Origin of the sequence: Nonomuraea sp. NPDC005650, from assembly GCF_040605375.1 — a bacterium.
Lineage (GTDB): Bacteria > Actinomycetota > Actinomycetes > Streptosporangiales > Streptosporangiaceae > Nonomuraea.
This window is the reverse complement of the sequence record NZ_JBEXCR010000019.1, coordinates 233,201-256,218: the sequence shown is the minus strand read 5'-3', so window position 1 is coordinate 256,218 and position 23,018 is coordinate 233,201. Positions and strand designations below refer to the sequence as shown.

General features: G+C 69.6%; 26 protein-coding genes. 13 read left to right on the top strand and 13 right to left on the bottom strand.

Annotated features, from left to right (window positions below; genetic code table 11):
- Window positions 1-333: 333 nt before the first annotated feature.
- Complete coding sequence (locus tag ABZS69_RS31915; protein WP_355379024.1) at window positions 334-900, bottom strand: 2'-5' RNA ligase family protein; 567 nt, start codon at window positions 898-900, stop codon at window positions 334-336.
- Window positions 901-1,167: 267 nt separating this feature from the next.
- Here ABZS69_RS31915 and ABZS69_RS31910 point away from each other — a divergent pair, with 267 nt between their 5' ends.
- Window positions 1,168-2,025 (top strand): class I SAM-dependent methyltransferase, encoded by an 858-nt coding sequence (locus ABZS69_RS31910; RefSeq protein WP_355379023.1) that lies wholly within the window; start codon window positions 1,168-1,170, stop codon window positions 2,023-2,025.
- Between the two features lie 107 nt (window positions 2,026-2,132).
- Here ABZS69_RS31910 and ABZS69_RS31905 read toward each other — a convergent pair whose 3' ends face one another.
- The 5 genes from ABZS69_RS31905 to ABZS69_RS31885 all read right to left on the bottom strand — a co-directional run bounded on the left by ABZS69_RS31905 (window position 2,133) and on the right by ABZS69_RS31885 (window position 6,294).
- Complete coding sequence (locus ABZS69_RS31905) at window positions 2,133-2,891, bottom strand: hypothetical protein (protein ID WP_355379021.1); 759 nt, start codon at window positions 2,889-2,891, stop codon at window positions 2,133-2,135.
- 129 nt (window positions 2,892-3,020) lie between these two features.
- Window positions 3,021-4,424, bottom strand: coding sequence for a xylulokinase (gene xylB / locus ABZS69_RS31900; RefSeq protein ID WP_355379020.1), 1,404 nt, complete (start codon window positions 4,422-4,424; stop codon window positions 3,021-3,023).
- Window positions 4,421-5,566, bottom strand: a complete 1,146-nt coding sequence (xylA, locus tag ABZS69_RS31895) for a xylose isomerase (protein ID WP_355379019.1) — start codon at window positions 5,564-5,566, stop codon at window positions 4,421-4,423. Before xylA ends, xylB begins: the two co-directional genes overlap by 4 nt.
- A gap of 29 nt (window positions 5,567-5,595) precedes the next feature.
- Entirely contained in the window at window positions 5,596-5,784 is a 189-nt protein-coding gene (locus ABZS69_RS31890) for a hypothetical protein (RefSeq protein WP_355379018.1), read from the bottom strand.
- A 60-nt stretch (window positions 5,785-5,844) separates the two neighbouring features.
- Window positions 5,845-6,294 carry a MarR family transcriptional regulator gene (locus tag ABZS69_RS31885; RefSeq protein WP_355379017.1) on the bottom strand — a complete coding sequence of 150 codons (450 nt, stop codon included), beginning with the start codon at window positions 6,292-6,294 and terminating at the stop codon, window positions 5,845-5,847.
- A gap of 63 nt (window positions 6,295-6,357) precedes the next feature.
- Here ABZS69_RS31885 and ABZS69_RS31880 point away from each other — a divergent pair, with 63 nt between their 5' ends.
- Both ABZS69_RS31880 and ABZS69_RS31875 read left to right on the top strand, forming a co-directional pair.
- Window positions 6,358-6,867 carry a VOC family protein gene (locus tag ABZS69_RS31880; RefSeq protein WP_355379016.1) on the top strand — a complete coding sequence of 170 codons (510 nt, stop codon included), beginning with the start codon at window positions 6,358-6,360 and terminating at the stop codon, window positions 6,865-6,867.
- Window positions 6,868-6,911: 44 nt separating this feature from the next.
- Window positions 6,912-7,145: a hypothetical protein gene (locus ABZS69_RS31875; protein WP_355379015.1), complete on the top strand. Its 234-nt coding sequence runs from the start codon at window positions 6,912-6,914 to the stop codon at window positions 7,143-7,145.
- Here the strand turns inward: ABZS69_RS31875 and ABZS69_RS31870 are convergent.
- Window positions 7,142-8,422, bottom strand: a complete 1,281-nt coding sequence (locus ABZS69_RS31870; protein WP_355379014.1) for a TIGR04013 family B12-binding domain/radical SAM domain-containing protein — start codon at window positions 8,420-8,422, stop codon at window positions 7,142-7,144. The two genes, ABZS69_RS31875 and ABZS69_RS31870, sit on opposite strands and share 4 nt — an antisense overlap.
- A 15-nt stretch (window positions 8,423-8,437) precedes the next feature.
- Entirely contained in the window at window positions 8,438-9,010 is a 573-nt protein-coding gene (locus ABZS69_RS31865; protein WP_355379013.1) for an NAD(P)H-dependent oxidoreductase, read from the bottom strand.
- 83 nt (window positions 9,011-9,093) lie between these two features.
- Between ABZS69_RS31865 and ABZS69_RS31860 the strand changes: the two genes are divergently transcribed.
- The 7 genes from ABZS69_RS31860 to ABZS69_RS31830 all read left to right on the top strand — a co-directional run bounded on the left by ABZS69_RS31860 (window position 9,094) and on the right by ABZS69_RS31830 (window position 15,163).
- Entirely contained in the window at window positions 9,094-9,426 is a 333-nt protein-coding gene (locus ABZS69_RS31860) for a helix-turn-helix domain-containing protein (protein ID WP_355379012.1), read from the top strand.
- 245 nt (window positions 9,427-9,671) lie between these two features.
- Window positions 9,672-10,673, top strand: coding sequence for a S1 family peptidase (locus ABZS69_RS31855; RefSeq protein ID WP_355379011.1), 1,002 nt, complete (start codon window positions 9,672-9,674; stop codon window positions 10,671-10,673).
- A 145-nt stretch (window positions 10,674-10,818) separates the two neighbouring features.
- Window positions 10,819-11,196, top strand: coding sequence for a VOC family protein (locus ABZS69_RS31850; protein WP_355379010.1), 378 nt, complete (start codon window positions 10,819-10,821; stop codon window positions 11,194-11,196).
- Window positions 11,197-11,213: 17 nt separating this feature from the next.
- The gene (locus ABZS69_RS31845) at window positions 11,214-11,585 is read left to right on the top strand and encodes a VOC family protein (RefSeq protein WP_355379008.1); all 372 of its coding nucleotides are present in this window, start codon (window positions 11,214-11,216) and stop codon (window positions 11,583-11,585) included.
- A gap of 79 nt (window positions 11,586-11,664) precedes the next feature.
- Window positions 11,665-12,351: a DUF998 domain-containing protein gene (locus tag ABZS69_RS31840; RefSeq protein WP_355379007.1), complete on the top strand. Its 687-nt coding sequence runs from the start codon at window positions 11,665-11,667 to the stop codon at window positions 12,349-12,351.
- A 56-nt stretch (window positions 12,352-12,407) separates the two neighbouring features.
- Complete coding sequence (locus ABZS69_RS31835) at window positions 12,408-14,789, top strand: nitrate- and nitrite sensing domain-containing protein (RefSeq protein WP_355379006.1); 2,382 nt, start codon at window positions 12,408-12,410, stop codon at window positions 14,787-14,789.
- Window positions 14,786-15,163, top strand: coding sequence for a DUF742 domain-containing protein (locus ABZS69_RS31830; RefSeq protein ID WP_355379005.1), 378 nt, complete (start codon window positions 14,786-14,788; stop codon window positions 15,161-15,163). The genes ABZS69_RS31835 and ABZS69_RS31830 overlap by 4 nt, the downstream gene beginning before the upstream one ends.
- Here ABZS69_RS31830 and ABZS69_RS31825 read toward each other — a convergent pair.
- The 5 genes from ABZS69_RS31825 to ABZS69_RS31805 form a co-directional block, all read right to left on the bottom strand.
- The gene (locus ABZS69_RS31825; RefSeq protein WP_355379004.1) at window positions 15,160-15,732 is read right to left on the bottom strand and encodes an ATP/GTP-binding protein; all 573 of its coding nucleotides are present in this window, start codon (window positions 15,730-15,732) and stop codon (window positions 15,160-15,162) included. The genes ABZS69_RS31830 and ABZS69_RS31825 overlap by 4 nt on opposite strands.
- Window positions 15,713-16,075, bottom strand: coding sequence for a DUF742 domain-containing protein (locus ABZS69_RS31820; protein ID WP_185069806.1), 363 nt, complete (start codon window positions 16,073-16,075; stop codon window positions 15,713-15,715). The genes ABZS69_RS31825 and ABZS69_RS31820 overlap by 20 nt, the downstream gene beginning before the upstream one ends.
- A complete protein-coding gene (locus ABZS69_RS31815; RefSeq protein ID WP_319707425.1) occupies window positions 16,072-16,479 on the bottom strand; it encodes a roadblock/LC7 domain-containing protein in 408 nt (135 codons plus the stop codon). Before ABZS69_RS31815 ends, ABZS69_RS31820 begins: the two co-directional genes overlap by 4 nt.
- A 13-nt stretch (window positions 16,480-16,492) precedes the next feature.
- Window positions 16,493-18,619: a nitrate- and nitrite sensing domain-containing protein gene (locus ABZS69_RS31810; RefSeq protein ID WP_355379003.1), complete on the bottom strand. Its 2,127-nt coding sequence runs from the start codon at window positions 18,617-18,619 to the stop codon at window positions 16,493-16,495.
- 167 nt (window positions 18,620-18,786) lie between these two features.
- Window positions 18,787-19,644: a PrsW family glutamic-type intramembrane protease gene (locus ABZS69_RS31805; protein WP_355379002.1), complete on the bottom strand. Its 858-nt coding sequence runs from the start codon at window positions 19,642-19,644 to the stop codon at window positions 18,787-18,789.
- A 230-nt stretch (window positions 19,645-19,874) separates the two neighbouring features.
- Here ABZS69_RS31805 and ABZS69_RS31800 point away from each other — a divergent pair, with 230 nt between their 5' ends.
- The 3 genes from ABZS69_RS31800 (at window position 19,875) to ABZS69_RS31790 (ending at window position 22,972) form a co-directional block, all read left to right on the top strand.
- A complete protein-coding gene (locus ABZS69_RS31800; protein ID WP_355379001.1) occupies window positions 19,875-20,075 on the top strand; it encodes a hypothetical protein in 201 nt (66 codons plus the stop codon).
- A 14-nt stretch (window positions 20,076-20,089) separates the two neighbouring features.
- On the top strand, window positions 20,090-21,562 hold the full coding sequence (locus tag ABZS69_RS31795; RefSeq protein ID WP_355379000.1) for an SPFH domain-containing protein: 1,473 nt from the start codon (window positions 20,090-20,092) through the stop codon (window positions 21,560-21,562).
- 78 nt (window positions 21,563-21,640) lie between these two features.
- On the top strand, window positions 21,641-22,972 hold the full coding sequence (locus tag ABZS69_RS31790; protein WP_355378999.1) for an SPFH domain-containing protein: 1,332 nt from the start codon (window positions 21,641-21,643) through the stop codon (window positions 22,970-22,972).
- Window positions 22,973-23,018 lie beyond the last annotated feature (46 nt).

Genomic DNA, 23,018 nt, shown 5'->3' with positions numbered 1-23,018 from the left:
GCATCCTCCAGGTCGATCTCCGTCGATGCCTGGATCACAGTACTCATCAGGCGTTCCTCCATGATCAGGAGTTACACCGTTGTTCTTACACTCCCCGGCGATGACGGCCGAGACGCCTCTCAGCCACGCCGGTCTGTAGCCGGCTATCCCGAAGTCGAACACCTGGCGATGATTTCAGGCGGCGCCGGTGGGAGAAAGCTCGGCCGTCGTTGCCGCGGAAGGGGGCATCACTGGGTGGGTGGGAATGGCGCTCTGAAGGGAGGAGAACGTGGCCGGGATCATGTACCGATACTCCCCTGCGCAGATGAGGCGGGGAGCACGCGTTGTGGGACGCTAGCCTTCACGATCTTCTGCTGGTGGATGGCGAACGGGGGTGCCGGAGGGAAGCAAAGGCGTGACCGTACCTGTGGTGGTCTCGGTGATGCCGATGCTGGAGACCGCGGCAGCTATTGGCTCAAAGCCGTGCAGCACATCCATGGCCTCCGACAACTCCGTACGGTTCAGCCCGATGGCCAGGGTGCAGTGGGGGATCCATTTGTCCGGAAAGTAGTACGGCCAGTGTTTGATTCGGTGGCTCGGAAGGGCGGCATGGATCCTCCTGTGGAAGGCCAGGAGTTCGGTTGTCGCGGCGACCCCGGCGAAGAGCACACCTTCCGCGCCGGGAAATGTCCCCAGGAAATCCAGGTTCAGGGCTGGGGGCTGTTGGGTGAGAGCCGAGCGTAGGTCGTCCAGGTCTGCCTCGTTCAGGGTTTCGGCGACAGTCAGCGACACGTGTGGCCGGTGGCGGCGGTGTGTCAGGGTCGCCAGACTGGGCAGACCGTGATCCGCGAGGATTTCCCACAACCGCCGAACCTTCTGGTCCGCCTGGTCATCGAAGAACATCTCGACTGCCTGGGCCATCGTCGCACCTTTCCACACTCGGCCCGCACCGATCAGTCTTGCCCTCGCACGACTGCGGCGGATCGGCCCTTCGGCCGCCGATCACGGCTGCTGTTGCTGCGTTGCCGTTGATAGCACAGGAATGGTGCCTGAGCTGACAGTGGCCGCGATTGTGCGTGAGTTTCCTGAGGTTCTACAGCGGGTGATCGGACTTGGTCGGCGGTGCTGTGGTGGTCTGAGGGGTTAATTGGGTGGTTGCGGGCGATGCCGGGTTTCTATCGTGTCGGCATGCCTTCCTACGCTCACACGCTCGCCTGGCTTCTGGGGTTGGAAGGGGTCGCGTTGTTGCGGGCCCAGGCCGGCGATCTGGGGGATGCGGCCTTTGTGGAACGGCGGATCGCTGAGATCCGCAGGATGGTCACCGATCCGGATCCGGCGTTGAACGCGGACGCGGTTGTCGGCCAGGCCTCCACCGTGGAGGGTTACGCGCAGTGGGCTGAGCGATACGACGACGAGGGTAATCCGCTGATCGCGGCGGAGGAGCCGTTGGTGCGGCGCATTCTGGCCGAATTCGCCGTGGGACGGGCGCTGGACGTCGCGTGCGGTACGGGTCGGCATGCCGCGTTCCTGGCTGAGCTGGGGCATGAGGTCGTCGGTGTGGATTCCTCGGTGGAGATGCTGGCCCGGGCGGAGGCCAAGGTTCCGGGTGGGGAGTTCCACCGGGGGGACCTGCATCGGATGCCGGTCCCGTCGGGGAGTTTCGATGTGGTGGTCTGTGCGCTGGCGATGACCCATCTGCCGGAGCTGGGGCCGCCGCTGGTCGAATTGGCGCGGGTCGTTCGGCCGGGTGGGCATGTGGTGCTGTCGGACATTCATCCGTTGTCGCTTTATCTGGGAGGGGTGCCCAGGGTGGCAGGGCCGGATGGGGGTCTGCGGGCTATGCCGGCCAGCCGGTTTCTGGCCAGCGACTACATCGGCGCCATCCATGGGGCGGGGCTGCAGATTGTGGCCTGCCACGAACCTCGGTGGGGTGAGGTGCCCGGCGGGCATGGTGGCCCTCTCGCCCAGCGGTGGTGTCCGGAGGCGGCGGCGGTGGCATGTGAAGACACTCCCGCCTTGATTGTCTGGAAGCTTCGCCGCCCCTGAGCCGTGGCCGCTGCAACTCGCTTGATCTATGGAACGGTCGCAGCGGCCGCCTCAGCACGACTCATCGCGCCGGGGGCGCGTCCAACCGCCTGGGCGGCAGGTCTTGGTCACCAACTCAGCGCCTTCGGCCGGCCGGTCGTGGTGGGCAGCCGGTTACGGAGCATCCGGGCGCCCAGCGGGACCAGGGCCACGCAGAGCAGGCCGGTGACCAGTACGTCGGGGATGGAGGCGCCCTTCAGCACGCCCATCCACGTACCTCCTGCCAGCAGCAACATCACGGCGCGGGCGGTGCCGAGCAGACCCGAGCGCCAGGCGGCGACGGCCAAGAGGAGCGAGCCCGCGTACTGGCCGACCGAGGCCCAGACCGGCACCCGCCACGGTCCGTAGGAGATGTCCACATACTCCTTCATGATCGCGCTCGTCGTCTGGTCCAGGCCGATGACCTCGGTGAGCTGGAAGGCGGTCTGGTCGGCGCCGGCGAAGTACAGGCGGGCGAAGAGGCCGGTGACCAGCAGCGTGGCGCCCCAGTAGGAGAGGTGGCCGCCCACCTGCTGGGACAGGGCGACGAAGGCGGGGAAGAGCAGCAGCGCCCCCAGCGCGAACACCGCGTAGGAGAGGGTGAGCAGAGCGGGCGCCGACGTGTAGGCGAGGAGCTGACCGAAGGCGGCGAAGGGCTGTGCCTCGGCCCAGGCCTGCTGCTGAGGGGTGAGGGCGGTGACCGTGCTCAGATAACGCAGCAGGTATCCGGCGCACATGATCACCGGCCCCACGATGAGCGTCACGCCGCCGATCCACCGTCCGGGGAAGGGGAAGGGGGTGCTCGTGGGGGCGAGCGTGGCGCCGGTGAGAGGGGAGGGGGTGTTCATGGGAGCGAGCCTGGCGCCGCTGGGGTGGGCCCGTCATCGGCCGATGGTCAACCGGCGCCCCTGTCGAAAGTCAGGGGCACCGGACAGGCGGCCGGAATCAAGCCGGACAGGCGGCCGGGAACAAAGGGGTCAGTCGAGGATGTGGGTGGTGGCGCGGGCGTAGCGGTCGCGGATCGAGGGGACGGCGTCCCCTTCGTACGTCTCCGTCTCCTCCGACCGCCAGTCCGGGCTGGTGACCAGCGTGGCGGCCTGGTACGCGGCCCCGTTGGCGACGTACTCGGCCGGCGGCGGCACCGTGATCGGGACGCCGAAGATCGTGGGGGCGATGCGGCGGACCGCCTCCGAACGGGCCGCGCCGCCGATCAGCAGCACCCGCTCCGGCTTCATGCCCAGCGCGTCGAGGGCGTCGGCGAGGCCGCACAGCATGCCCTCGATGGCTGCCCGCGCCAGGTGGGCGGGGGTCGAGGTGGCCAGCGTCAGCCCGTGGACGGAGCCCGTCGCGGTCGGGCGGTTGGGGGTGCGCTCGCCCTCCAGGTACGGCACCAGCGTCAGCCCGTCCGCCCCCGGCGGGGCCTGGAGCGCCAGATCGCTCAAGGCGTCCAGGCTCACCCCGGTGATGCGGGCGGCGGCGTCCATGACGCGGGCGGCGTTGAGCGTGCACACCAGCGGCAGGAACCGCCCCGTGGCGTCGGCGAACCCGGCCACCGCGCCCGTCGGGTCGGCGCTGGGCGACTCCGCGACCGCGAACACGGTGCCGGAGGTGCCCAGCGACACCACGACGTCGCCGGGGCGGGCGCCCACGCCGAGCGCCGCCGCCATGTTGTCGCCCGTTCCCGGGGCGATCAGCACCCCGTCTCCCTCGTACGCCGCCTCCGCCGGCCCCAGCACCCGGGGCAGCAGCGGAACCGACCCGAACGCCAGCTTCAGCAGATCCGTCCGGTACGCGCCCGTCGACGGCGACCAGTAGCCGGTGCCCGAGGCGTCGCCCCGGTCCGTGGCGAGCCGGTCGAGCGGCGGCACCGGGGAGTCGGCGGAGAAGGTCCCCGAGGCGAACGCGCCGGCCAGGCGCCAGGTGAGCCAGTCGTGCGGCAGGCAGACGGCGGCCGTACGGGCGGCGTTGTCCGGCTCGTGCTCGGCCAGCCAGCGCAGCTTGGTCACCGTGAACGAGGCGACCGGCACCGACCCGACGGCGGTGGCCCAGGCCTGCGGCCCGCCCAGCTCCGCGACGAGGTCGGCGGCTGCCTGGGCGGAGCGGGTGTCGTTCCACAGCAGGGCATCACGTACGACATTTCCGGACTCGTCGAGGCAGACCATGCCATGCTGCTGCCCGCCCACACTGATGGCGGCCACATCGTCCAGCCCACCGGCCTCCTCGATGGCCCGCAGCAACGCGTTCCACCAGTGCGACGGATGCACCTCCGTGCCGTCGGGATGCGACGCGCGGCCCTGCCGGACCAGCGCGCCCGTCTCCGCGTCACGAATGACGACCTTGCAACTCTGCGTCGAGGAATCAACCCCAGCGACCAGCGTCACCCACGAACTCCTAACAAGTGCTCCAGCGCAAGCTGGTTGAGATGCGTGAAATGGTATCCGCGCGCGGCGGCGACGTCCGGATCGAAGTCGTCGGAGGCGAGGTCGGCCAGCGTCTCGCCGCGGTTGAGCGTGGGCAGGCCGAGCTCCTCGACGCGGGAGGCCCGCAGGGCGTCGCGCACCTCGGGGTCGGCCCTGAAGGCGCGGGCCTTCTCCCGCAGGATCAGGTAGGTGCGCATGTTCGCGGCGGCCGACACCCACACGTCCGAAGGATCCTCCGTGCGCAAAGGCTTGTAGTCGAAGTGCCGCGGCCCGTCGTAGCCACCGTGCTCCAGCAGGTCCACCAGGAAGAACGCGCTCATCACATCGCCGTGGCCGAAGACCAGGTCCTGGTCGAACCGCGGCCCGTGCTGGCCGTTGAGGTCGATGTGGAAGAGCTTGCCGTGCCACAGCGCCTGGGCGATGCCGTGCACGAAGTTGAGCCCGGCCATCTGCTCGTGGCCGACCTCGGGGTTGAGGCCCACCATCTCCGGGTGCTCCAGCTCGCCGATGAACGCCAGGGCGTGGCCGATCGTGGGAAGGAGGATGTCGCCGCGCGGCTCGTTCGGCTTGGGCTCGATGGCGAACCTGATGCCGTAGCGGCGCTCACGCATATAGCCGCAGAGCAGGTCGACGGCCTCCTTGTAGCGCCCGAGGGCCGAGCGCACGTCCTTGGCCGCGTCGGACTCGGCCCCCTCCCGGCCGCCCCAGCACACGTACGTGGTGGCGCCCAGGGAGGCGGCCAGGTCGAGGTTGCGCATGACCTTGCGCAGGGCGTATCGCCGCACGTCACGGTCGTTGCTGGTGAACGCGCCGTCGCGGAAGACAGGGTGCGTGAACAGGTTGGTGGTGGCCATGGGCACCTTGAGCCCAGTCTCGGCAAGCGCTTTCCTGAAGGCCGCGATCGCCCGGTCGCGATCGCGTTCGACGGCCAGCAGGTCGTCGTCGTGGAAAGTGACGCCGTAGGCCCCGAGCTCGGCCAGCCGATGCACGCTCTCCACCGGATCGAGCGGCGCCCGCGAGGCGTCCCCGAACGGATCGCGCGCCTGCCAGCCGACCGTCCACAGACCGAATGTGAATCGATCTTCAGGGGTTGGCTCGTACATGTCTCGATGCTCCCCTGGTGATCAGTTGTTCACAAGCCCGAGGGATCACGCCCCACGCTGATCTCCTCGGCGATTTTCCGGATCTCCGCCACCTCGAGGCCGGGAGCCTTGGGCAGATGGCGCAGCAACTCCTCCATCACCACGGGCACGGGCTGGCCGGCGAACCGCCCCGCGATGCCGTGGACCGCCCTGAACAGCGCCTCTTCGGTGTCGTGCATCGGCCTCTCCTTGTTCGGGTACGCGGAGAAACCTACGGCCTCGGGACGACACTTCGCTCGCTACCCCTCCAGCGTGTTCCGCACTGCGCGGCAAATCTCGTCGAGCCGGCGTACCTGCTCGGGCGTCAGCGCGTCGAAGAGGCTCCGCCGTACCTCCTCGACGTGCCCCGGCGCGGCGGCGGCCAGCGCGGCGAACCCGGCGTCGGCGAGCACGGCGAAGCTGCCGCGCCCGTCGTCGGGGCAGCGCTCGCGGCGGACCCACCCGCGCTCCTCCAGGCGCGCCACGGCGTGTGACAGGCGGCTCTGCGAGCTCTGGGCCCGGGCCGCCAGCTCGCTCATCCGCATCGACCGCTCAGGGGCCTCGGAGAGCGCCACGAGGATCATGTAGTACGTGTGCGGCATGCTCGCGTCCCGCTGGAGCTGGCGGTCGAGCGCCTCGTTGATGAGCTGGGTCGCCGCCAGGAAGTTCCGCCAGGTGTGCTGCTCGTCCGCATCCAGCCATCTCGTCACGCTCCCAATTTAGTTGAACGCTCATATACTTGAGACGGGACCCAGCTCGGAAAGGGGCACATCATGCCTGTTCAACGACTCAACCACGCGGTTCTTTACGTCCGCGACGTCGAACGCAGCGTCGCCTTTTACCGCGAGGCCCTCGGCTTCGACGTCGTGATGGGCATGCCGGGCGCCGCCTTCCTGCAGGCCCCCGGCTCGACGAACGACCACGACCTGGGCCTGTTCCAGATCGGCCCGAACGCGGACCCGTCCCCGGCGGGCAGCACGTCCGTGGGCCTCTACCACCTGGCCTGGGAGGTCGACACCCTCGACGAGCTGGAGCGGGTCGCCGTCAAGCTGGGCGAGCTCGGCGCGCTGGTCGGCTCCTCCGACCACGGCACGACCAAGGCGCTGTACGCGAAGGACCCCGACGGGCTGGAGTTCGAGGTGTCGTGGCTGGTGCCGGCCTCGATGATCACCGACGAGACCCTCGCCGCGCGCGCCGGCATCCGCCCGCTCGACCTGACCGCCGACAAGGAGAGGTACGGCGCTCAGACCCGAGGCGGGGTAGGCGTGTCCATCCCCGCCTGAAGTACCGTAGATGTGATAGGACCCTTCTTCCACGGGGAACGGTCATGCCAAGCGATCCTGACCACGTGCTCGACGCCATCGACGGCGCCGTCGACGAGTGGGAGACGCTGAGCGCGGACGCCATGCGCTGGGCGCCTCCCGAAAGCAAGAGTCCCGATTTCATGACCGAGGTGTCGGAGATCTTCGGTCCGCTGGTCAACGCGTTCGCGCAGGCGCTGCGTCCTGTCAGCGACGCGTTCGAGCGGGTGCTGCACACCTTCGACGACGACGACCGCTAGTCCGCGCGCCGGCGCCGCGCCCGCCGCGGATAGGCCTTGGCCGTCTCGGCCAGCCGGACGGCGTGTTCGGCCTGCCTGCGCCAGTGCCCGTAGGCGTCGCCGCGCTGCGCCAGCCGGTCGAGCTCGCTCATGGTCGCCAGCGGGATGAACGCGGGCTCGGCGTCCCGCCACGGCGTGCCGGGCAGCGGCATGAACGTGTGGGTGTGGATGCGCGCCCCCAGCTCGGCCAGGTCGGAGGCGAGCCGCAGCGACTGCTCCTGGTCCTCCTCGGTCTCGCCCGGCATGCCGAAGATGAAGTCGACGTTCGGCCGGAAGCCGTGCTCGACCGCGATCCTGACGGCGTCGCGCACCGGCGAGGTGTCGTGGCCGCGCCCCGAGGCGGCCAGCACCTTGTCTGAGCCGGACTGGGCACCGATGATCAGGTTGTCGTTGGCCACGTAGCGCTTGAGCATGCGCATGGCCTCGGGGGTGACGTGCTCGGGCCGCACCTCCGAGGGGAAGCTCCCGAAGAAGACCCGGCCGCGCGGCGGCAGCTCCTCCTTCACCCCGGCCAGCAGCTCCTCGACCTTGTCCAGGTCGGGATCAGGGCCGGGGGAGCCGTACGAGAGCGAGGTCGGCGTGATGAATCGGATGTCGCGCAGGTCCCGGTCGACCATGCCGCGCACGTGCTCGCGCACACTGGCGACCGAGCGGTGGCGGAACTGCCCGCCGAACATGAACGGCGTCTGGCAGAAGCGGCAGGTGTAGCGGCAACCACGGGTGATCTCGATCGGCCCGTTCCTGCCCACGAAGGAGGGGAACGCGTCCAGCGGCAGCTGCGGCGCCGGCCTCGTGCGCAGGGCGACGCCGTCGGCGTCCTTGATCGCCAGCCCCGGCACCGAGGTGAGCGGCTCGTCCCGCTGGAGCGCCCGGACGAGGGAGACGATCGTGGACTCGCCCTCGCCGATCCCCGCCAGGTCCCAGCCCGCGTCGATGACCTGCTGCGGCTCGGCCGTGGCGTGCACGCCGCCCGCGATGTGCAGCCCCCGGCCGCCGCTCAGCGACCTGACCGTGGCCAACTCGGCCGCCATGGCCTCGGCGTCGGGCGAGTAGAACGACCAGAGCACGAGCACCCGGCCGGCCTGACTGGCCGTGACGTGCCCGGCGGTCTCCTCGGGGGTGGTGCCGAGTCTCAGCTCGTGCTCCACTCCCGCGGTCTCCAGCGCGGCGAGCAGCGCGTGCACGCCGTACGTCACCGCCTTGCGATAACGGACCACCACACCCACAGCCGTCGCCACGTCCGGCAGCGTAGCTCAGGCGACGCGCATCGGGCGCAACGCGCCGGTCAGCTTGGCCAGCTCGGCGAGCATGGCGTCGGCGGCGGCGTCCATGACGTCGTTGGCGTGCACCTTGCCGTCCTCGCCGATGAACTGGGAGTAGAAGGGGATGTTCACGGCCTCCAGCACCGGGATCATCCGCAGCGTGCTGGTGACCTGGCGCAGGCTGTTCGTGGCGCGGGTGCCGCCGGAGACGCCGCCGTAGCTGACGAACCCGGCCGCCTTGTGCTGCCACTCGTGGTGCAGGTAGTCGAGGGCGTTCTTCAGCACGGCGTTGAAGCTGTGGTTGTACTCGGGGGTCACGAACACGTACGCGTCGCCCCGCTCGACCGTGGCGCTCCACTCCTTGGTGTGCGCGTTCACGTACTGCTTGAGCCTGGGGTGGTTGGGCTCGTCCAGGAACGGCAGCGCGACCTCCGCCAGGTCGATCAGCTCGACCTCGAAAAGCCCGGACTCCACGGCCTTGCCGTGGAACCACTCGGCGATGGGACGCCCCGCGCGACCCGGACGGGTGCTGGCGACGACGATCTGCAGGACCGGCTTGTTCATGACGTGCTCCTTCACTCAGGCGGCTAGCTGCTCAACATTATTGAGTAACTACATATTTCAGAGCAAATGCTAGGATGTGTGGCGTGAGTCTCGATTCGGTCTGCGCTCGCTTCCACATCGCCTTAGAGCTGATCGGCGCCCGGTGGTCGGGGGCGGTCATCCACATGATCTTCAAGGGCGCTCACCGCTACGCCGACCTCAAGGCGGCCATCCCCGGCATCAACGACACGATGCTGGCCCGGCGGCTGCGCGAGCTGGAGAGCGCCGGGCTCATCGAGCGTCGCGTGCTGCCCACCTCGCCGGTGCGGGTCGAGTACCACCTGACCGAGATGGGGCAGGAGTTGCGCCCGGTGCTGGACGAGATGGTGACCTGGGCGCACAAGTGGATCCCGCTGCCGGAGGCCAAATCCGCCTAGCCACTAAGGCGACCAATCCATGTCCTAAAAGCCCCTATAACACCGAAATAGGGGCCGTTTGGCATGCTGGCAGGCGCCATAGCAGCCGTTAACTTGACAGCACCCCCACCCGAGGAGTGCACATGTTGAGTAAACGCTGTGCGTTAGTGGGCGGCGTCATCCTCGCCGCCTGCCTGGCCGCCCCCCTCAGCCCCGCAGCAGCTGACCCGGCACCTCAATCCGCCTCCCCATCCCTTCCCCCATCCGTGGTCGACGCGCTCGAGCGGGACCTCGGACTCTCCGAGCAGCAGGTCTCCGCCCGCCTGGCCAACGAGGAGCGCGCCGCGGCCACCCAGGCCTCGCTCACCTCACAGCTCGGCGCGTCGTACGGCGGCGCCTGGCTGAACGACGACGCCTCCAAGCTCCTGGTCGCCACCACTGACGCCAACGCCACCGCCACCATCAAGGCGCAGGGCGCCGAGCCGGTCGTGGTCGCGCGCTCGCTCGCCCAGCTCGACGGGATCGTGCAGCAGCTCGACCAGGCGCCGAAGCAGGCCAAGGCCGCGGCAGCGCTCTGGTTCGTGGACGTGAAGACCAACAGCGTCTCCATCCAGGCGCCCACGGTGGAGTCCGCTGAGGCTCTGGCCAAGGCCGCGGGCGTGGACAGGAGCGCGGTCAGCGTGTCGGCGACCGCCGAGCGGCCCGTGCCGCTCATCGACATCATCGGCGGCTCGCCGTTCTACATCGGCTCCAGCCGCTGCAGCGTCGGCTTCTCCGTCACCAGGGGCAGCACCCCCGGTTTCGTCACCGCCGGGCACTGCCGCGTGGCCACCAACACCACCAACCCGACGGGCACCTTCCAGGGCGCCTCGTTCCCGGGTAACGACTACGCATGGGTCGCCGCTCCCGGCAACACCGCGCAGCCCTGGGTCCGCGGCTCCGGCGGCGCGACCGTGATCGTCCGCGGCTCCACCCAGGCCGCCGTCGGCTCGTCCATCTGCCGCTCCGGTTCGACCACCGGCTGGCGCTGCGGCACCATCCAGCAGCACAACGCCACCGTCACCTACCCGCAGGGCACCGTCACCGGCCTGACGCGCACCAGCGCGTGCGCCGAGCCCGGCGACTCCGGCGGCTCGTTCATCTCGGGCAGCCAGGCCCAGGGCGTCACCTCGGGCGGCTCGGGCAACTGCTCCGTCGGCGGGACCACGTACCACCAGCCCGTCAACGAGATCCTGAGCGTCTACGGACTCACCCTCCGCACAGGCTGATCCACGGCGCCAGAATCCGCGCGGCCCGCCCGGCCGACCACCCCGGGCGCGCCGCGCGGAATTTTTTGCCCCGCGGCGATGAGTTTTCCCGCTCCGTCCGGTCTGCCTGGTGGAAAGCACGTCGACACCATCAGAGGAGGCCGCCATGAGGCGACCCGTTCTCGGCAGCCTGCTGCTCGCCAGCACGAACCCCGAGCGCCTGCGCACCTGGTACGTCACCGCACTCGACCCGGAGGACAACTCCGACGTCAACGGGTACGGGGTGCTCAAGTTCGGCGAGTTCTACCTGTTCATCGACACGCGGGCGGACGTGTCGGACAAGAATCCCGAGCCCGGCAGGGTGATACTGAACTTCGACGTGGCCGACGCCCGCGCGGTCGCCGCGCGCATGGAGAGCGCGGGCGTGACGTGGCTGGCGGAGCTCGAGGACCGCGACGGCAGCCTGTTCGCCACCGCGGTCGACCCGGACGGCAACTACGTGCAGATCATTCAGCTCAGCGAGGCCCATCGGGCAGGCATGTGACGTCGGGGGAGGCGATCATGTTCGGGACGACGAAGGCGTTCAGCGGTTTCTCGGTGAACGACATATCGGCGGCCAGGCGGTTCTACGGGGAGACCCTGGGGCTGCGCGTGTCGGAGGAGCACGGGATGCTGACGCTCCACATCGAGGGGGGCGCCGACATCCTGGTCTATCCGAAGGAGAACCACGCCCCGGCCACGTTCACGATCCTCAACTTCCCGGTCGAGGACATCGACAAGGCGGTGGAGGAGCTGACGGGGCGAGGGGTGCGCTTCGAGCGCTACGAGGGCTTCGCCCAGGACGCCAGGGGCGTTCTGCGCGGCGAGGGCGGCCCGCCCATCGCCTGGTTCACGGATCCGGCGGGGAACGTCTTGTCGGTGATCGAGCTGTAATCCCCTCAGGGTTGGGTCAGGGTCGGGTCGGGGGCAGGGCCGGATGTGAGGGGGCTTGCCCCGGCGGGAGAGTGGCTTCATGACCGCAGTGAAGAGGTTCTCCCCCCTGGTCGCCTGCGCCGCGATCCTGTTCGCAGTGGTCGCCGTGCTGGTCGGGCAGTTCGGGCCCGACCCCCAGCTCGACCCCATGAACGTCACCGTCAGCGAATACGCCGTGTCCGACCGCGGGGGCGTCACGGAGGTCGCCATGGCGGTGCTGGGGTTGGGGTCCCTGGCTCTGCTCCTGGGGTTGCGGGCGGCCGGGGCGCCGGTGCGGGGGATGCCTCAGTGGTTGCTGGGGGTGTGGTCCGGGGCCCTGGTCGTGGCGGCCCTGGTCCCGACCACGCCCCTCGGGACGGATCTCGACCTCGCGGCCCAGATCCACCGGTACGTGTCCGTCGCCGCGTTCGTCAGCCTGCCCGCCGCCGGGGCGCTGCTGGTGCCCAGGCTGGGCTCAGACGCTCGCTGGAAGCCCGTGGCGCGGGTGGTGGAGTGGGTGGCCCTGGCCGGGGGGTTCGGGCTGCTGGCGATCACGTACGTGGCCCTGCCGGGCGAGCGGGTGATGATCGGGCTCGTCGAGCGGTTGCTGCTGGGCGCCGAGGTGACGTTGCTGGGCGTGCTGGCCGCGTGGCTGGCCTGGCTGACCTGGCGTCCGGTCAGCGTGCGGGCCGGCACCCAGCATGCAGATTTCCCGACATATCACAGATTTATCGCAAGTCGATCTTAAAACCACCTGTTTCGGTGCTATTCTCTCCCGCGATCTTCTATCCGGGAGCGGGTGTCATGGCATCGGGCAGATCCATCAGATTCAAGATCTCGACGCTGCTCGTCATCCCCTTGGTCTCCCTGGTCGCGCTCTGGGGCTTCGCCGCGAGCACCACGTCGGGGGACGCGTTCAACCTGCTCAAGGTCGAGACGATCTGGACAGGGGTCATCAACAACGCCGACGGCCTGATCTCCAACCTCCAGGCCGAGCGACTGGCCTCGGCCGAGCGGATCGCGGGCTCGGTCACGGACTCCGACACGCTGAACAAGGCGCGGGCCAAGGTCGACAACAACCGCAAGACGCTGCGCGAGCGCGGCATGTCCGAGGATGTCCAGTCGGCGCTCACGCCGGACATGAAGACCCAGCTCCAGAACGTCTTCGAGGCGATCAACCAGATCCCGGACATCCGCCGCAAGGTGGACGAGCGCAAGCTCACCCCCGGCACCCTGGTCACCGAGTACGCGAAGATCTCCGACGAGATCCACCTGCTGTACTCCAGGATGATGGTCAGCACCGACCTCCAGATGGCGCTCCAGGCGCAGGGCCTGATCGCCGCGGACGAGGTACGCGAGCTGCTGAGCCGGGAGCACGCGCTGATCGTCGCCGGGAACGGCCGGATGACCATGAGCTCCGACCTCCACCTGCTGGCCGGCCTCGACCACACCAGGACGTACCTGTTCCCCAAGGCGCTGGCCAACCTCGACACCGAGCTGCGGGCCCCCTTCGAGAAGCTGTACTACTCCCCGCGCTACGGCACCATGGAGAACCTGCTGGAGAGCTACATCTCCGGCCAGCCCGTGGACGTCGAGCTGTGGCGGGGCGTGTCCGAGCAGGTCCAGAAGGAGTTCAGGGACGCCGTCTGGCGCACCGGCGACAAGCTGCTGGCCAGGATGGAGCCCGCGGGCGTGGGCATCGTGGTGCGGGCCGGCATCGCGGGCCTGCTCGGCCTCATCGCGGTCGTGTTCTCCATCGTCATCTCGATCAAGGTCGGCCGCCGGCTCACCCGCGAGATGAGGGCGCTGCGCCGTACCGCGCTCGACCTGGCCGAGATCAGGCTGCCGGACGTCGTGACGAAGCTGCGCAAGGGCGAGAGCGTGGACATCGCGACCGAGGCGCCGCCCATCACGGTGGGCCGCGACTCGACCAGCGAGGTCGCCGACCTGGCCGCGGCGTTCGACAGCGTGCAGAGCACGGCTGTGGACGCGGCCGTCGAGCAGGCCAGGATGCGCGAGGGCGTGTCGCAGGCGCTGCGTAACCTGGCCAGGCGCAGCCAGTCGCTGCTCCAGCGCCAGCTCAAGATGCTCGACGAGATGCAGCGCCAGACGGAGGAGCCGGAGGCGCTGGAGCGCCTGTTCAAGCTCGACCACCTGACCACGCGCATGCGCCGCCACGCCGAGGGCCTGGTGCTGCTGTCGGGCGGCGCGGCGGGCCGCAGGTGGCGCGGCGTCATCCCGATCGAGGACGTGCTGAGCGGCGCGGCGGCCCAGGTCGAGGAGTACACCCGGGTACGCGTCTACCCGATGACCGAGTGCGGCGTCTCGGGCGCGGCGGTGGCCGACCTCATGCACCTGTTCGCCGAGCTGATCGAGAACGCCGCCTCCTTCTCCTCGCCCGGCAACGAGGTCTCCGTACGCGGCGAGATGGTCGGCAGGGGCTTCGCCGTCGAGATCGAGGACCGCGGCCTGGGCATGGACGAGGCCACCCGCAGGGGCATCAACGCCCGCCTGGCCAGCCCGCCCGACTTCGACCCCGCCCAGACCGAACGGCTGGGCTTCGCGGTGGTCGGCATGCTCGCGGCCAGGCACGGCGTCAAGGTGACGCTCAAGCCCTCGCCGTACGGCGGCACCACCGCCATCGTGCTCGTGCCCGGCTCCCTGGTGGAGCCCATGGTGACCCCGGTGCAGCCGCTGGAGTTCGAGTCCGTCTCGGTCTCGGTGCTCGGCCGCGGTGAAGTCCGGCAGGAGACCACCGGGCCGGGCGAGCTGCCGCGCCGGGTCCGTACCAGCAAGCGGAGCCAGCAGGCGGGCGGCAGCGGCCCCGTGGCCCTGCCGCAGCAGCGGCCCCAGGAAGGGTTCCAGGAGCGACCCCAGCAGCGACCACAGCAGGTCGGCAGCGGCCCGGTGGCCGTGCCGCAGCAGGAACAGGAGCCCGAGCTGCCGCGCCGCCAGCGGCAGAGGGAGACGGGGTTGCCGCAGCGCGAGCGGCAGAGGGAGACCGGCTTGCCGCAGCGCGAGCGGCAGACGAGCCTGCCGCAGCGGCTCAAGCAGACGCCGCCGTCCGCGCCACCGGCAGAGGAGCGCTCACCTGAGGAGGCCAGGGCGCTGCTCTCCTCGCTCCAGTCGGGGTGGCAGCGGGGGCGGCAGGACAGCAGTGACCAGGATGGGGGATCTCAATCGTGAGCCGCGAGCACGAGTGGGTCGATGAGGAGGCGGGTCCTGTCGTGCGGCCGTACGCGGTCGCGCGCGGGCGCACCAAGCCCACCTCCTCCTCCGCGCTCGACCTGCTGGCGACCGTCGCCGCGACGGGCCTGCCCGTCCCGGCCAAGGCGGAGCTCAGCGCCCAGCACCGGCGGCTGCTGGGCGCCGTGGCAGGTCAGACCAGGCCCGTCGCCGAGGTCGCCTCGGATCTGGGCCTGCCCGTCGGCGTCGTGAGGGTGCTGCTGGGGGACCTGCTAGACCACGGACTGGTCACGGTACGCCCGCCGCAGGACAAGGCCGCGACGCCCACGGAGAGCCTGCTCCGAGAGGTGATCAACGGCCTCAGGGCACTCTAGTTCGCGGAGGTCAGCGTCCGCAGGGAGTGCTCCACGAGGGCGATCATGACTTCCTTGGCGGAGGTGCGCCGCCGCACGTCGCACAGCATGACCGGCACGTCGTCGTCCAGGTCGAGCGCGATGCGCACGTCCTCGACGGTGTGCCGGGCCGCCCCCTCGAAGCAGTTGACGGCCACCACGAACGGCGTGCCGCGCTGCTCGAAGTAGTCGACGGACGGGAAGCAGTCGGTCAGCCGCCGCGTGTCCGCGATCACGACGGCGCCCAGCGCGCCGTAGGACAGCTCGTCCCACATGAACCAGAACCGCTCCTGCCCGGGCGTGCCGAACAGGTACACGACCAGCCCTTCGCGGATCGTGATGCGGCCGAAGTCCATCGCCACGGTCGTGGTGTTCTTGCCCTCCACGCCGTCGAGGTCGTCGATCCCGATCCCGCGGTCGGAGAGGACCTCCTCCGTGCGCAGCGGCTTGATCTCGCTGACCGCCCCGACCAGTGTGGTCTTGCCGACGCCGAACCCCCCTGCGATGAGAATCTTCAGCGCGACGGGGTCCTCAGAGAGCACGGAGTCCATTGATCACTTCCTTGAGAATGCGCTCATTCGACCGCGACCCTCCGGATGAGGGCGACGACACCGAGATGAGGCCGTGGTCACGCATGTCGCCCAGCAGGACCCGGACGACGCCGACGGGCAGGTCGAGCTCGACGGCCAGGTCGGCCACCGAGATCGGATTACGTGCTGCCCGCAGGATGAGTTGCTGTTCGGGGCCGAGCTCGCCAGGGGGGTCGCCGATGGCGCGCACGGTTGCCACGAGGTCGAACGCGTCCCCTGAGGAACGCGTGCGGCCGCGGATGAGAGCATAGGGCCGAACGACGGGCCCCGCGTCCTCATCGAACCACTGCGGGCTATCGCTCATGACGCTCCAGCGCGCGGGTTGGTGGTGATGTGCTGGCCCACCCGCTTGACCAGCATCGCCATCTCGTAGGCGATGTGGCCGACGTCCACGTTCGCGTCGGCGATCACGGCCAGGCACGTGCCCTGTCCAGCCGCCGTCACGAACAGGAAGGCCGACTCCATCTCCACAATGGTCTGACGCACGTCACCGCCGCCGAAATGGCGTCCGGTGCCACGGGCCAGGCTCTGGAACCCGGCCGCAACCGCCGACAGATGCTCGGCGTCCTCCCTGGTCAAACCCTTCGAGTAGCCGACCGCGAGGCCGTCGGTCGACAAGATGACCGCCTGTCGCACCGCGGCGACCCTGGTGGCAAGGTCGTCCAGCAGCCAGTTGAGCTCACCGGTGTTGGTGGTCGGCAAAGTCATGCATCCCCCTTACTCATGGCCCCTCCTCAGAGGCTTCATTTCGGGCGCGTTGGGTTCCCCGCTGGAACGCGGAGAACAAGTCCCTTACCTCGTCTGGAGAGCGTTCGGGAGGCGGCTCCTGCCCGCGCGGCTCCGGCTCGGGAGCCTGCTCCTGCCCGAGCGGCGGGCTCTCCTTGAGCTGCGGCACCAGGTTGGCCTGGCGCACCCGCCTGGGCAGTCCCGCGTGGGTGCCCGAGGTCACCACGGCGAGCGCCTTCTTCCGCGTACGGTTCGGCAGATCGGCCTTGCCGTCGACGTCGCCCGCCTCCAGCGCCGCCTGCTCGGTCACCATCGAACGCGGCACGAGCACGATGGCCGTCGTCCCGCCGAAGGGTGAGCGCCGCAGCAGCACCTTGATCCCGTACCGTTGCGCCAGCTTGGCCACCACGAACAGGCCCAGCCTGTCGCTGTCGGCCAGGTCGAACTCGGGCGGCGCGGCCATCCGCGTGTTGAACACCGAGTATTCGGCGACCGACAGCCCGAGCCCGCGGTCCTCCACCTCGATGACGTATCCGTTGCTCACCAGGTCGCCGCTCACGTGGACGGTGGTGTTCGGCGGCGAGTAGATGGTGGCGTTCTCGACCAGTTCGGCCACCAGGTGGGTGAGGTCGGCGGCGGCGGTCCCGTCGACCGCGGCGACCGGCATGCCCTCGACCGAGACCCTGGTGTAGTCCTCGATCTCGGCGATGGCCGCGCGGACGATGTCGATCACGGGCACCGGCTTGCGCCAGGCCCGTCCAGGCGCGGCCCCGGAGAGGATCATCAGGCTCTCCGCGTGCCGGCGCATGCGGGTGGTCAGGTGGTCGAGGCGGAAGAGCTCCTCAAGCCGGTCGGGGTCGTGCGTACGGCGCTGCATGCCGTCCAGCAGCGCGAGCTGCCGGTGCAGCAGGCCCTGCTTGCGCCGGGCGAGGTTGAGGAAGACCTGGCCGACCCCGCGCCGCAGCGCGGCCTGGCCGACCGCCGCCGTCACGGCGGTGCGCTGCACGGAGCCGAAGGCCCTGGCCACGTCGGTGATCTCGGCGGATCCGTGGACCTTGATCGCCTTGGCCTCCTTCTGCACATCGACGTCCTCGCCCCTGCGCAGCCGCTCGACGATGTCGGGCAGCCGGCTCTGCGACAGCTCGACCGCGGCGGTACGCAGCCCGGCCAGCTCGCCGGCCAGCCGGCGACCGAAGCGTACAGAGATGATGATCGACGCGAGCACGGCGATCAAGCCGACGCCGCCCGCGATGGCGATCTTGACGATGGTGGAGGTCGCGGCCTCGGACGTGCGCGTGGCCAGGACGGCGGTCGAGGAGGAGCCGAGCTGGTCGAGCCGCGAGGTGAGCTTGTCGGTGGCCTCGGTCCACCCTTCGGCGGTGGGCGGCGGGCTGCCGGTCTTGATGATCCGAGCCTCCATGGTGGCGAAGCTCTGGAACGGCTCGGTGGCGAAGACCTGCTCGTACGGCCGGCGCAGCGTCACGTCGAGCCCGGCGAGGCCGCGGGAGTGGAGGAACTTCCTGGAGGCCGCGTACTCGGTGAAGGCGGAGACCTCGGGTGCGGTCAGCCGGCCGTCGGACAGGGCCCCGATGATGAGCGCGTGCTCCCTGGCGATGTACTCCCTGGCCATGCCCATGGCCTGCAGCGAGGACGCCTGCTGGAAGATCGTCAGGTCGGAGACGGAGACCAGGTGGTCGTAGAGGCTGAAGATCGCGTCGAGGATGCGGTTGTACTCGTTCAGCCCGGCCAGCCGGGAGCCGAGGCCGCCGTCGATGTCGGCCCTGATCGCCCCGAGGCGGCCGAGGGTGGAGTCGAGGGTGTCGAGCGGCAGTCGCAGGTCCTCGCCGACCCAGCTGCCGGCCTCCATGACGGCGAGCTTGAAGTCCGTGACGGACCTGTCGGTGCGGGCGCGCTGGGCGCTGAGAACCGAGGTGAGCTTACGCGTAGTGAGCGTCTCCGCTGAGCGCACCCGCTCGGCCTGCAACTGTAATCCCAGGTCGGTGGAGGCGACGCCGAGAGTGCGATAGAGCGTGTTTGCCCGGAGCAGTGACTGGGCGTCGCCCATGGTGAGGTTGAGGACGAAACCCCAGAGCGCGCTCAGAGACAGGAGGGGTAGCAGCAACAATAAGAAGATCTTGAACCGAATTGACCGGTTTCGCGAGCCCATGTCCCAACCTCGAGTCGGGGGCATTTCCACACCTTGTGTAAATACACCTCCGGAAGATCGCATAGGAGACTAGCATCGTTTATGGTTCCGGCGCAGTGGGAGGAACACGTTCATTACCGTGATTATTGGGACAAGATCTCCCGATCGTGGCGCGCCTTCCCGGCGATCGTCCGCAACCAGAGCAGCGCCACCAGGGAGATCGTGATGAGCCCGGCCCAGTTGACCATGGTGAACACGTGCACCTGCCAGTCGGTCACGTTCGGGACCCGGCCGATACGTAGGAGCTCCCACTGCCACGGCTTGCCGGTCAGCACGAGCGTGATCGCGATCGCGATGGCGGTCATGGAGTCCCAGAGGGCGTGCAGCAACGAGACGCCGAGGTAGGTCCGCAGGACGGAACCGGTGAGCCGGCCACGTGCGGAGAACAGCACGCCGCCCAGGATGGCCGTCCACAGGCCGTGCCCGACGGGCGACAGGATGCCGCGCAGCACCTCGGTCTCGACGAGCTGGGACAGCGACAGGCCGTCGGAGGTGAAGAGGGCGTTGAAGGCGTACCCGGCGCTCTCGAACGCGGCGAAGCCGAAGCCGACGCTGGCGCCGAGCATGAGCCCGTCTCCGGCGGAGCGCCGCTCCATCTTCCGGGTGACGAACATCAGCGCGCCGAGCTTCACGCCCTCCTCGATGAGGCCGACGAGGACGTACATGACGACCGAGGGCCGGATCAGCAGGCTCTCCAGGAGGGACGCGCCGAGCACGCCCAGCACGCCGCCCACCACGAACGCCATGAACAGCAGCTCGACCGTCACCCGGGGCGAGCGCTCGCGCCCGTACGCCCAGACCACGAACGTCACGGGCACCAGGAAGCTGCCGAACAGCACCACGGTCGGCACGAGGTTGGAGTTGGCCGTCCAGGCGGTGACGGCGACGCTGGCCAGCCACAGGACGAAACCGATCAGGAAGATCCGCAGCCACAGTCTCACAACGCCTCCACCTCACGGCACGGAGGGCTGCCGTGACGGCGCCGCCAGGCCCAGCCCCAACCGTCGAACCCCGGATACCCCGTTTCCCCTGCGTCAATCGCGCCGCGTGCCCGCGTGCTCACCCCGCCCGCCCGCGAGGCCGCGCGACGCCGCGGGAACTTTCGCGCCGCCTATTACCGCGAATCCTCGATTGGAGTAGCGTCCGGAATATCGCGAGCGGGGGGAGTCCGGTGGTCGGCAAGCAGGGCAGGGTCACAGGAAAGATCGGCCCAGGGCTCGTCGGCGAGGTCATGATCCCGGTGCGGGGCGGCGTGGAGGCGTTCTACGCCCATCCGAGCGTGCCCGACGAGGAGTTCCAGGCCGGCTCCATCGTGATCGTCGTCGAGTACTTCCCCCCGCGGACCGTCTACGTGGCCAGGGCACTCATCTAAGGGAGGCCGCTCCGATGTCCCCCGAGCTCCTCATCGCGGTCGGCGGCATCGCCGCCGCGGCAGTCGTCATCATCCTGCTGTTCAAGGCCGTCTGGCGGGTCGCCGAGCCCAACGAGGCCCTGATCATCTCCGGGCTGGGCGCCCGCCGCCGCGGCGAGGGCGTGGACAGCCTCGGCTTCAAGATCATCACAGGCAAAGGTACGGCCGTGCTGCCCGGCTTCCAGGCGGCCAGGCGGCTGCGGCTGGACACCAGGGCCGCCAACCTCCAGGTCTCCTGCGTCACCCAGCAGGGCATCCCCGTGCACATCCGCGGCGTGGTCATCTACAAGGTCGGCGACGACCTGTCCTCCATCGCCAACGCCGCCCGCCGCTTCCTCGACCAGCAGGACTTCATGACGAGCGCCATCCACGAGCTGTTCACCGGCCACCTGCGCTCGATCATCGGCAACCTCACCATCGAGGACCTCATCCTCAACCGCGAGCGCCTGACCAGCGAGACCAGGGCCTCAGCCGCGGACGAGATGAGCAAGCTGGGCCTGATCGTCGACTCCCTGCAGATCCAGGAGATCGACGACGAGACCGGCTACATCGTCAACCTCGGCAAGCCGCACGCCGCCAAGGTCGCCGCCACCGCCCGCATCGCCCAGGCCCAGCGCGACCAGGAGGCCACCGAGGCCGAGCAGGTCGCCGCCGCCAACATGGCCGCCGCCCGCCGCGACTCCCGCATCAAGGAGGCCTCCTACCAGGCCGAGATCGACCAGGCCCAGGCCACCGCCCGCCAGGCGGGCCCGCTGTCGGAGGCGACCGCCCGCCAGGAGGTGGTGGTCCAGGAGACGAAGGCCGCCGAGCTGGAGGCCAAGCTGGCCGAGCAGCGGCTGCAGTCGCAGGTGCGCAAGCCCGCCGACGCGAAGGCGTACGAGACCGTCACGCTCTCCCAGGCCGAGCGCGACGCCCGCATCGCGCAGGCGGAGGCCGAGGCCAGGGAGACCGAGCTGCGCGCCGCCGCGCAGGCCTCCCAGGTCAAGCTCGCCGCCGCGGCCGAGGCCGAGTCGGTACGGCTGCGCGGCGAGGCCGCCGGAGCCGCCACGAAGATCGCCGGTGAGGCCGAGGCCCAGGCCGCCCAGGCCCGCGGTCTGGCCCACGCCGAGGCCGCCAAGGCGCTGGGCCTGGCCGAGGCCGAGGCGTCGGAGGCCAAGGGGCTGGCGGAGGCGCAGGCGATCAGGGCCCGGGCCGAGGCGCTGAAGGAGAACCAGGAGGCGGTCATCGCCCAGCAGCTCGCCGAGCGCTGGCCGGAGGTCGTGGAGGCGGGCGCGAAGGCGTTCGGGAACGTGGACCACATGGTCGTGCTGAACGGCGCCCAGGGAGTCGAGGAACTGCTGGCCAAGGCCCTCACGCTCGGCGGCACCGGGATCGGTCTGGCCAGGGCCCTGCTCAACGGCGCCACTCCCAACGGGACAGAGCCGGAAATTCCTAGCAAAGCGCCTTGATCGGGCGTACCTTCAAATTGGGGCGAGCCGGGAAGTCTGGTCGGCGACTTAGTTGACGACGTCCTCCCGGGAGTGGTCATGGACTTAATGCTCGCAGGCATCATCGCCCTGATCGTGTTCGTCGCCGTCGTGGCGTTCAAGCTGATCTGGCGGGTCGCCGAGCCGAACGAGGCGATCCTCATCTCGGGCCTGGGCGCCCGCGGCAGGGAGACGCTCGGCTTCAAGATCGTCACGGGGAAGGGTGCGCTGGTCGTCCCCGGGTTCCAGACCGCGCGGCGCATGTCGCTCGACAGCCGCGTCTCTCAGCTCGAGGTCAAGTGCGTCACCAAGCAGGGCATCCCGGTGCACGTGCGCGGCGTGGTGATCTACAAGGTCGGCGACGACTTCGTCTCCATCGCCAACGCCGCCCGCCGCTTCCTCGACCAGCAGAAGACCGTGGACGAGAAGACGCACCAGCTCTTCTCCGGCCACCTGCGCTCGATCATCGGCAACCTCACGGTCGAGGACCTGATCGTCAACCGGGACGCGCTCACGAACGAGATCCGCACGTCGTCGGCCGACGAGATGAGCAAGCTCGGCCTGAACGTCGACTCGCTGCAGATCCAGGAGATCGAGGACGCCACCGGCTACATCTCCAACCTCGGCCGCCCGCACGCCGCCGCCGTGGCCTCGCTGGCCAGGATCGCCGAGGCCCAGCGCGACCAGGAGGCCAACGCCGCCGAGCAGGAGGCCACCATCAAGAAGGCCGCCGCCGTCCGTGAGGCCCGCATCCAGCAGGCCGGGTACCAGGCCGAGATCGACCGGGCCGCGGCCTCCGCCAAGCAGGCGGGCCCTCTGGCCGAGGCCACCGCCCGCCAGGAGGTCGTGGTCCAGCAGACGACCGCCGCCGAACGTGAGGCCATGCTCGCCGAGAAGCGGCTGGAGGGCGAGGTGCGCAGGCCCGCGGACGCCAGGGCGTACGAGCAGGTCACGCTCGCGGAGGCGGCGCGGAGCGCGGCGGTCGCCCAGGCGCAGGCCGAGTCCGAGGGCATCAGGCTGCGCGGCGAGGCGGAGTCGGAGGCGGTCCGGCTGCTCGGCATGGCAGAGGCCGACGCCGCGCGGGCGAAGGGGCTGGCGCAGGCGGAGGCCATCAAGGCCCGCGCGGAGGCGCTGGCGAGCAACCAGGAGGCGGTCGTCGCGCAGCAACTCGCCGAGCACTGGCCGGAAATCGTCGAGGCGGGCGCGAAGGCGTTCGGAAACGTCGATCACATGGTGGTGCTGAACGGCGCCCAGGGCGTGGAAGAAATGCTCGCCAAGGCGCTCACACTCGGAGGCACCGGATTGGGCCTGGCCAGGGCCCTGCTCAACGGCGGGTCGCCAAACGGCGCCGAACCGGAAATCGTTCGTAAATCCACTGAATCCCGCGAATAGCGACGTTACTCGGCTGCCCGCTCTTCGATTCCTCTAGCGTTTTGGA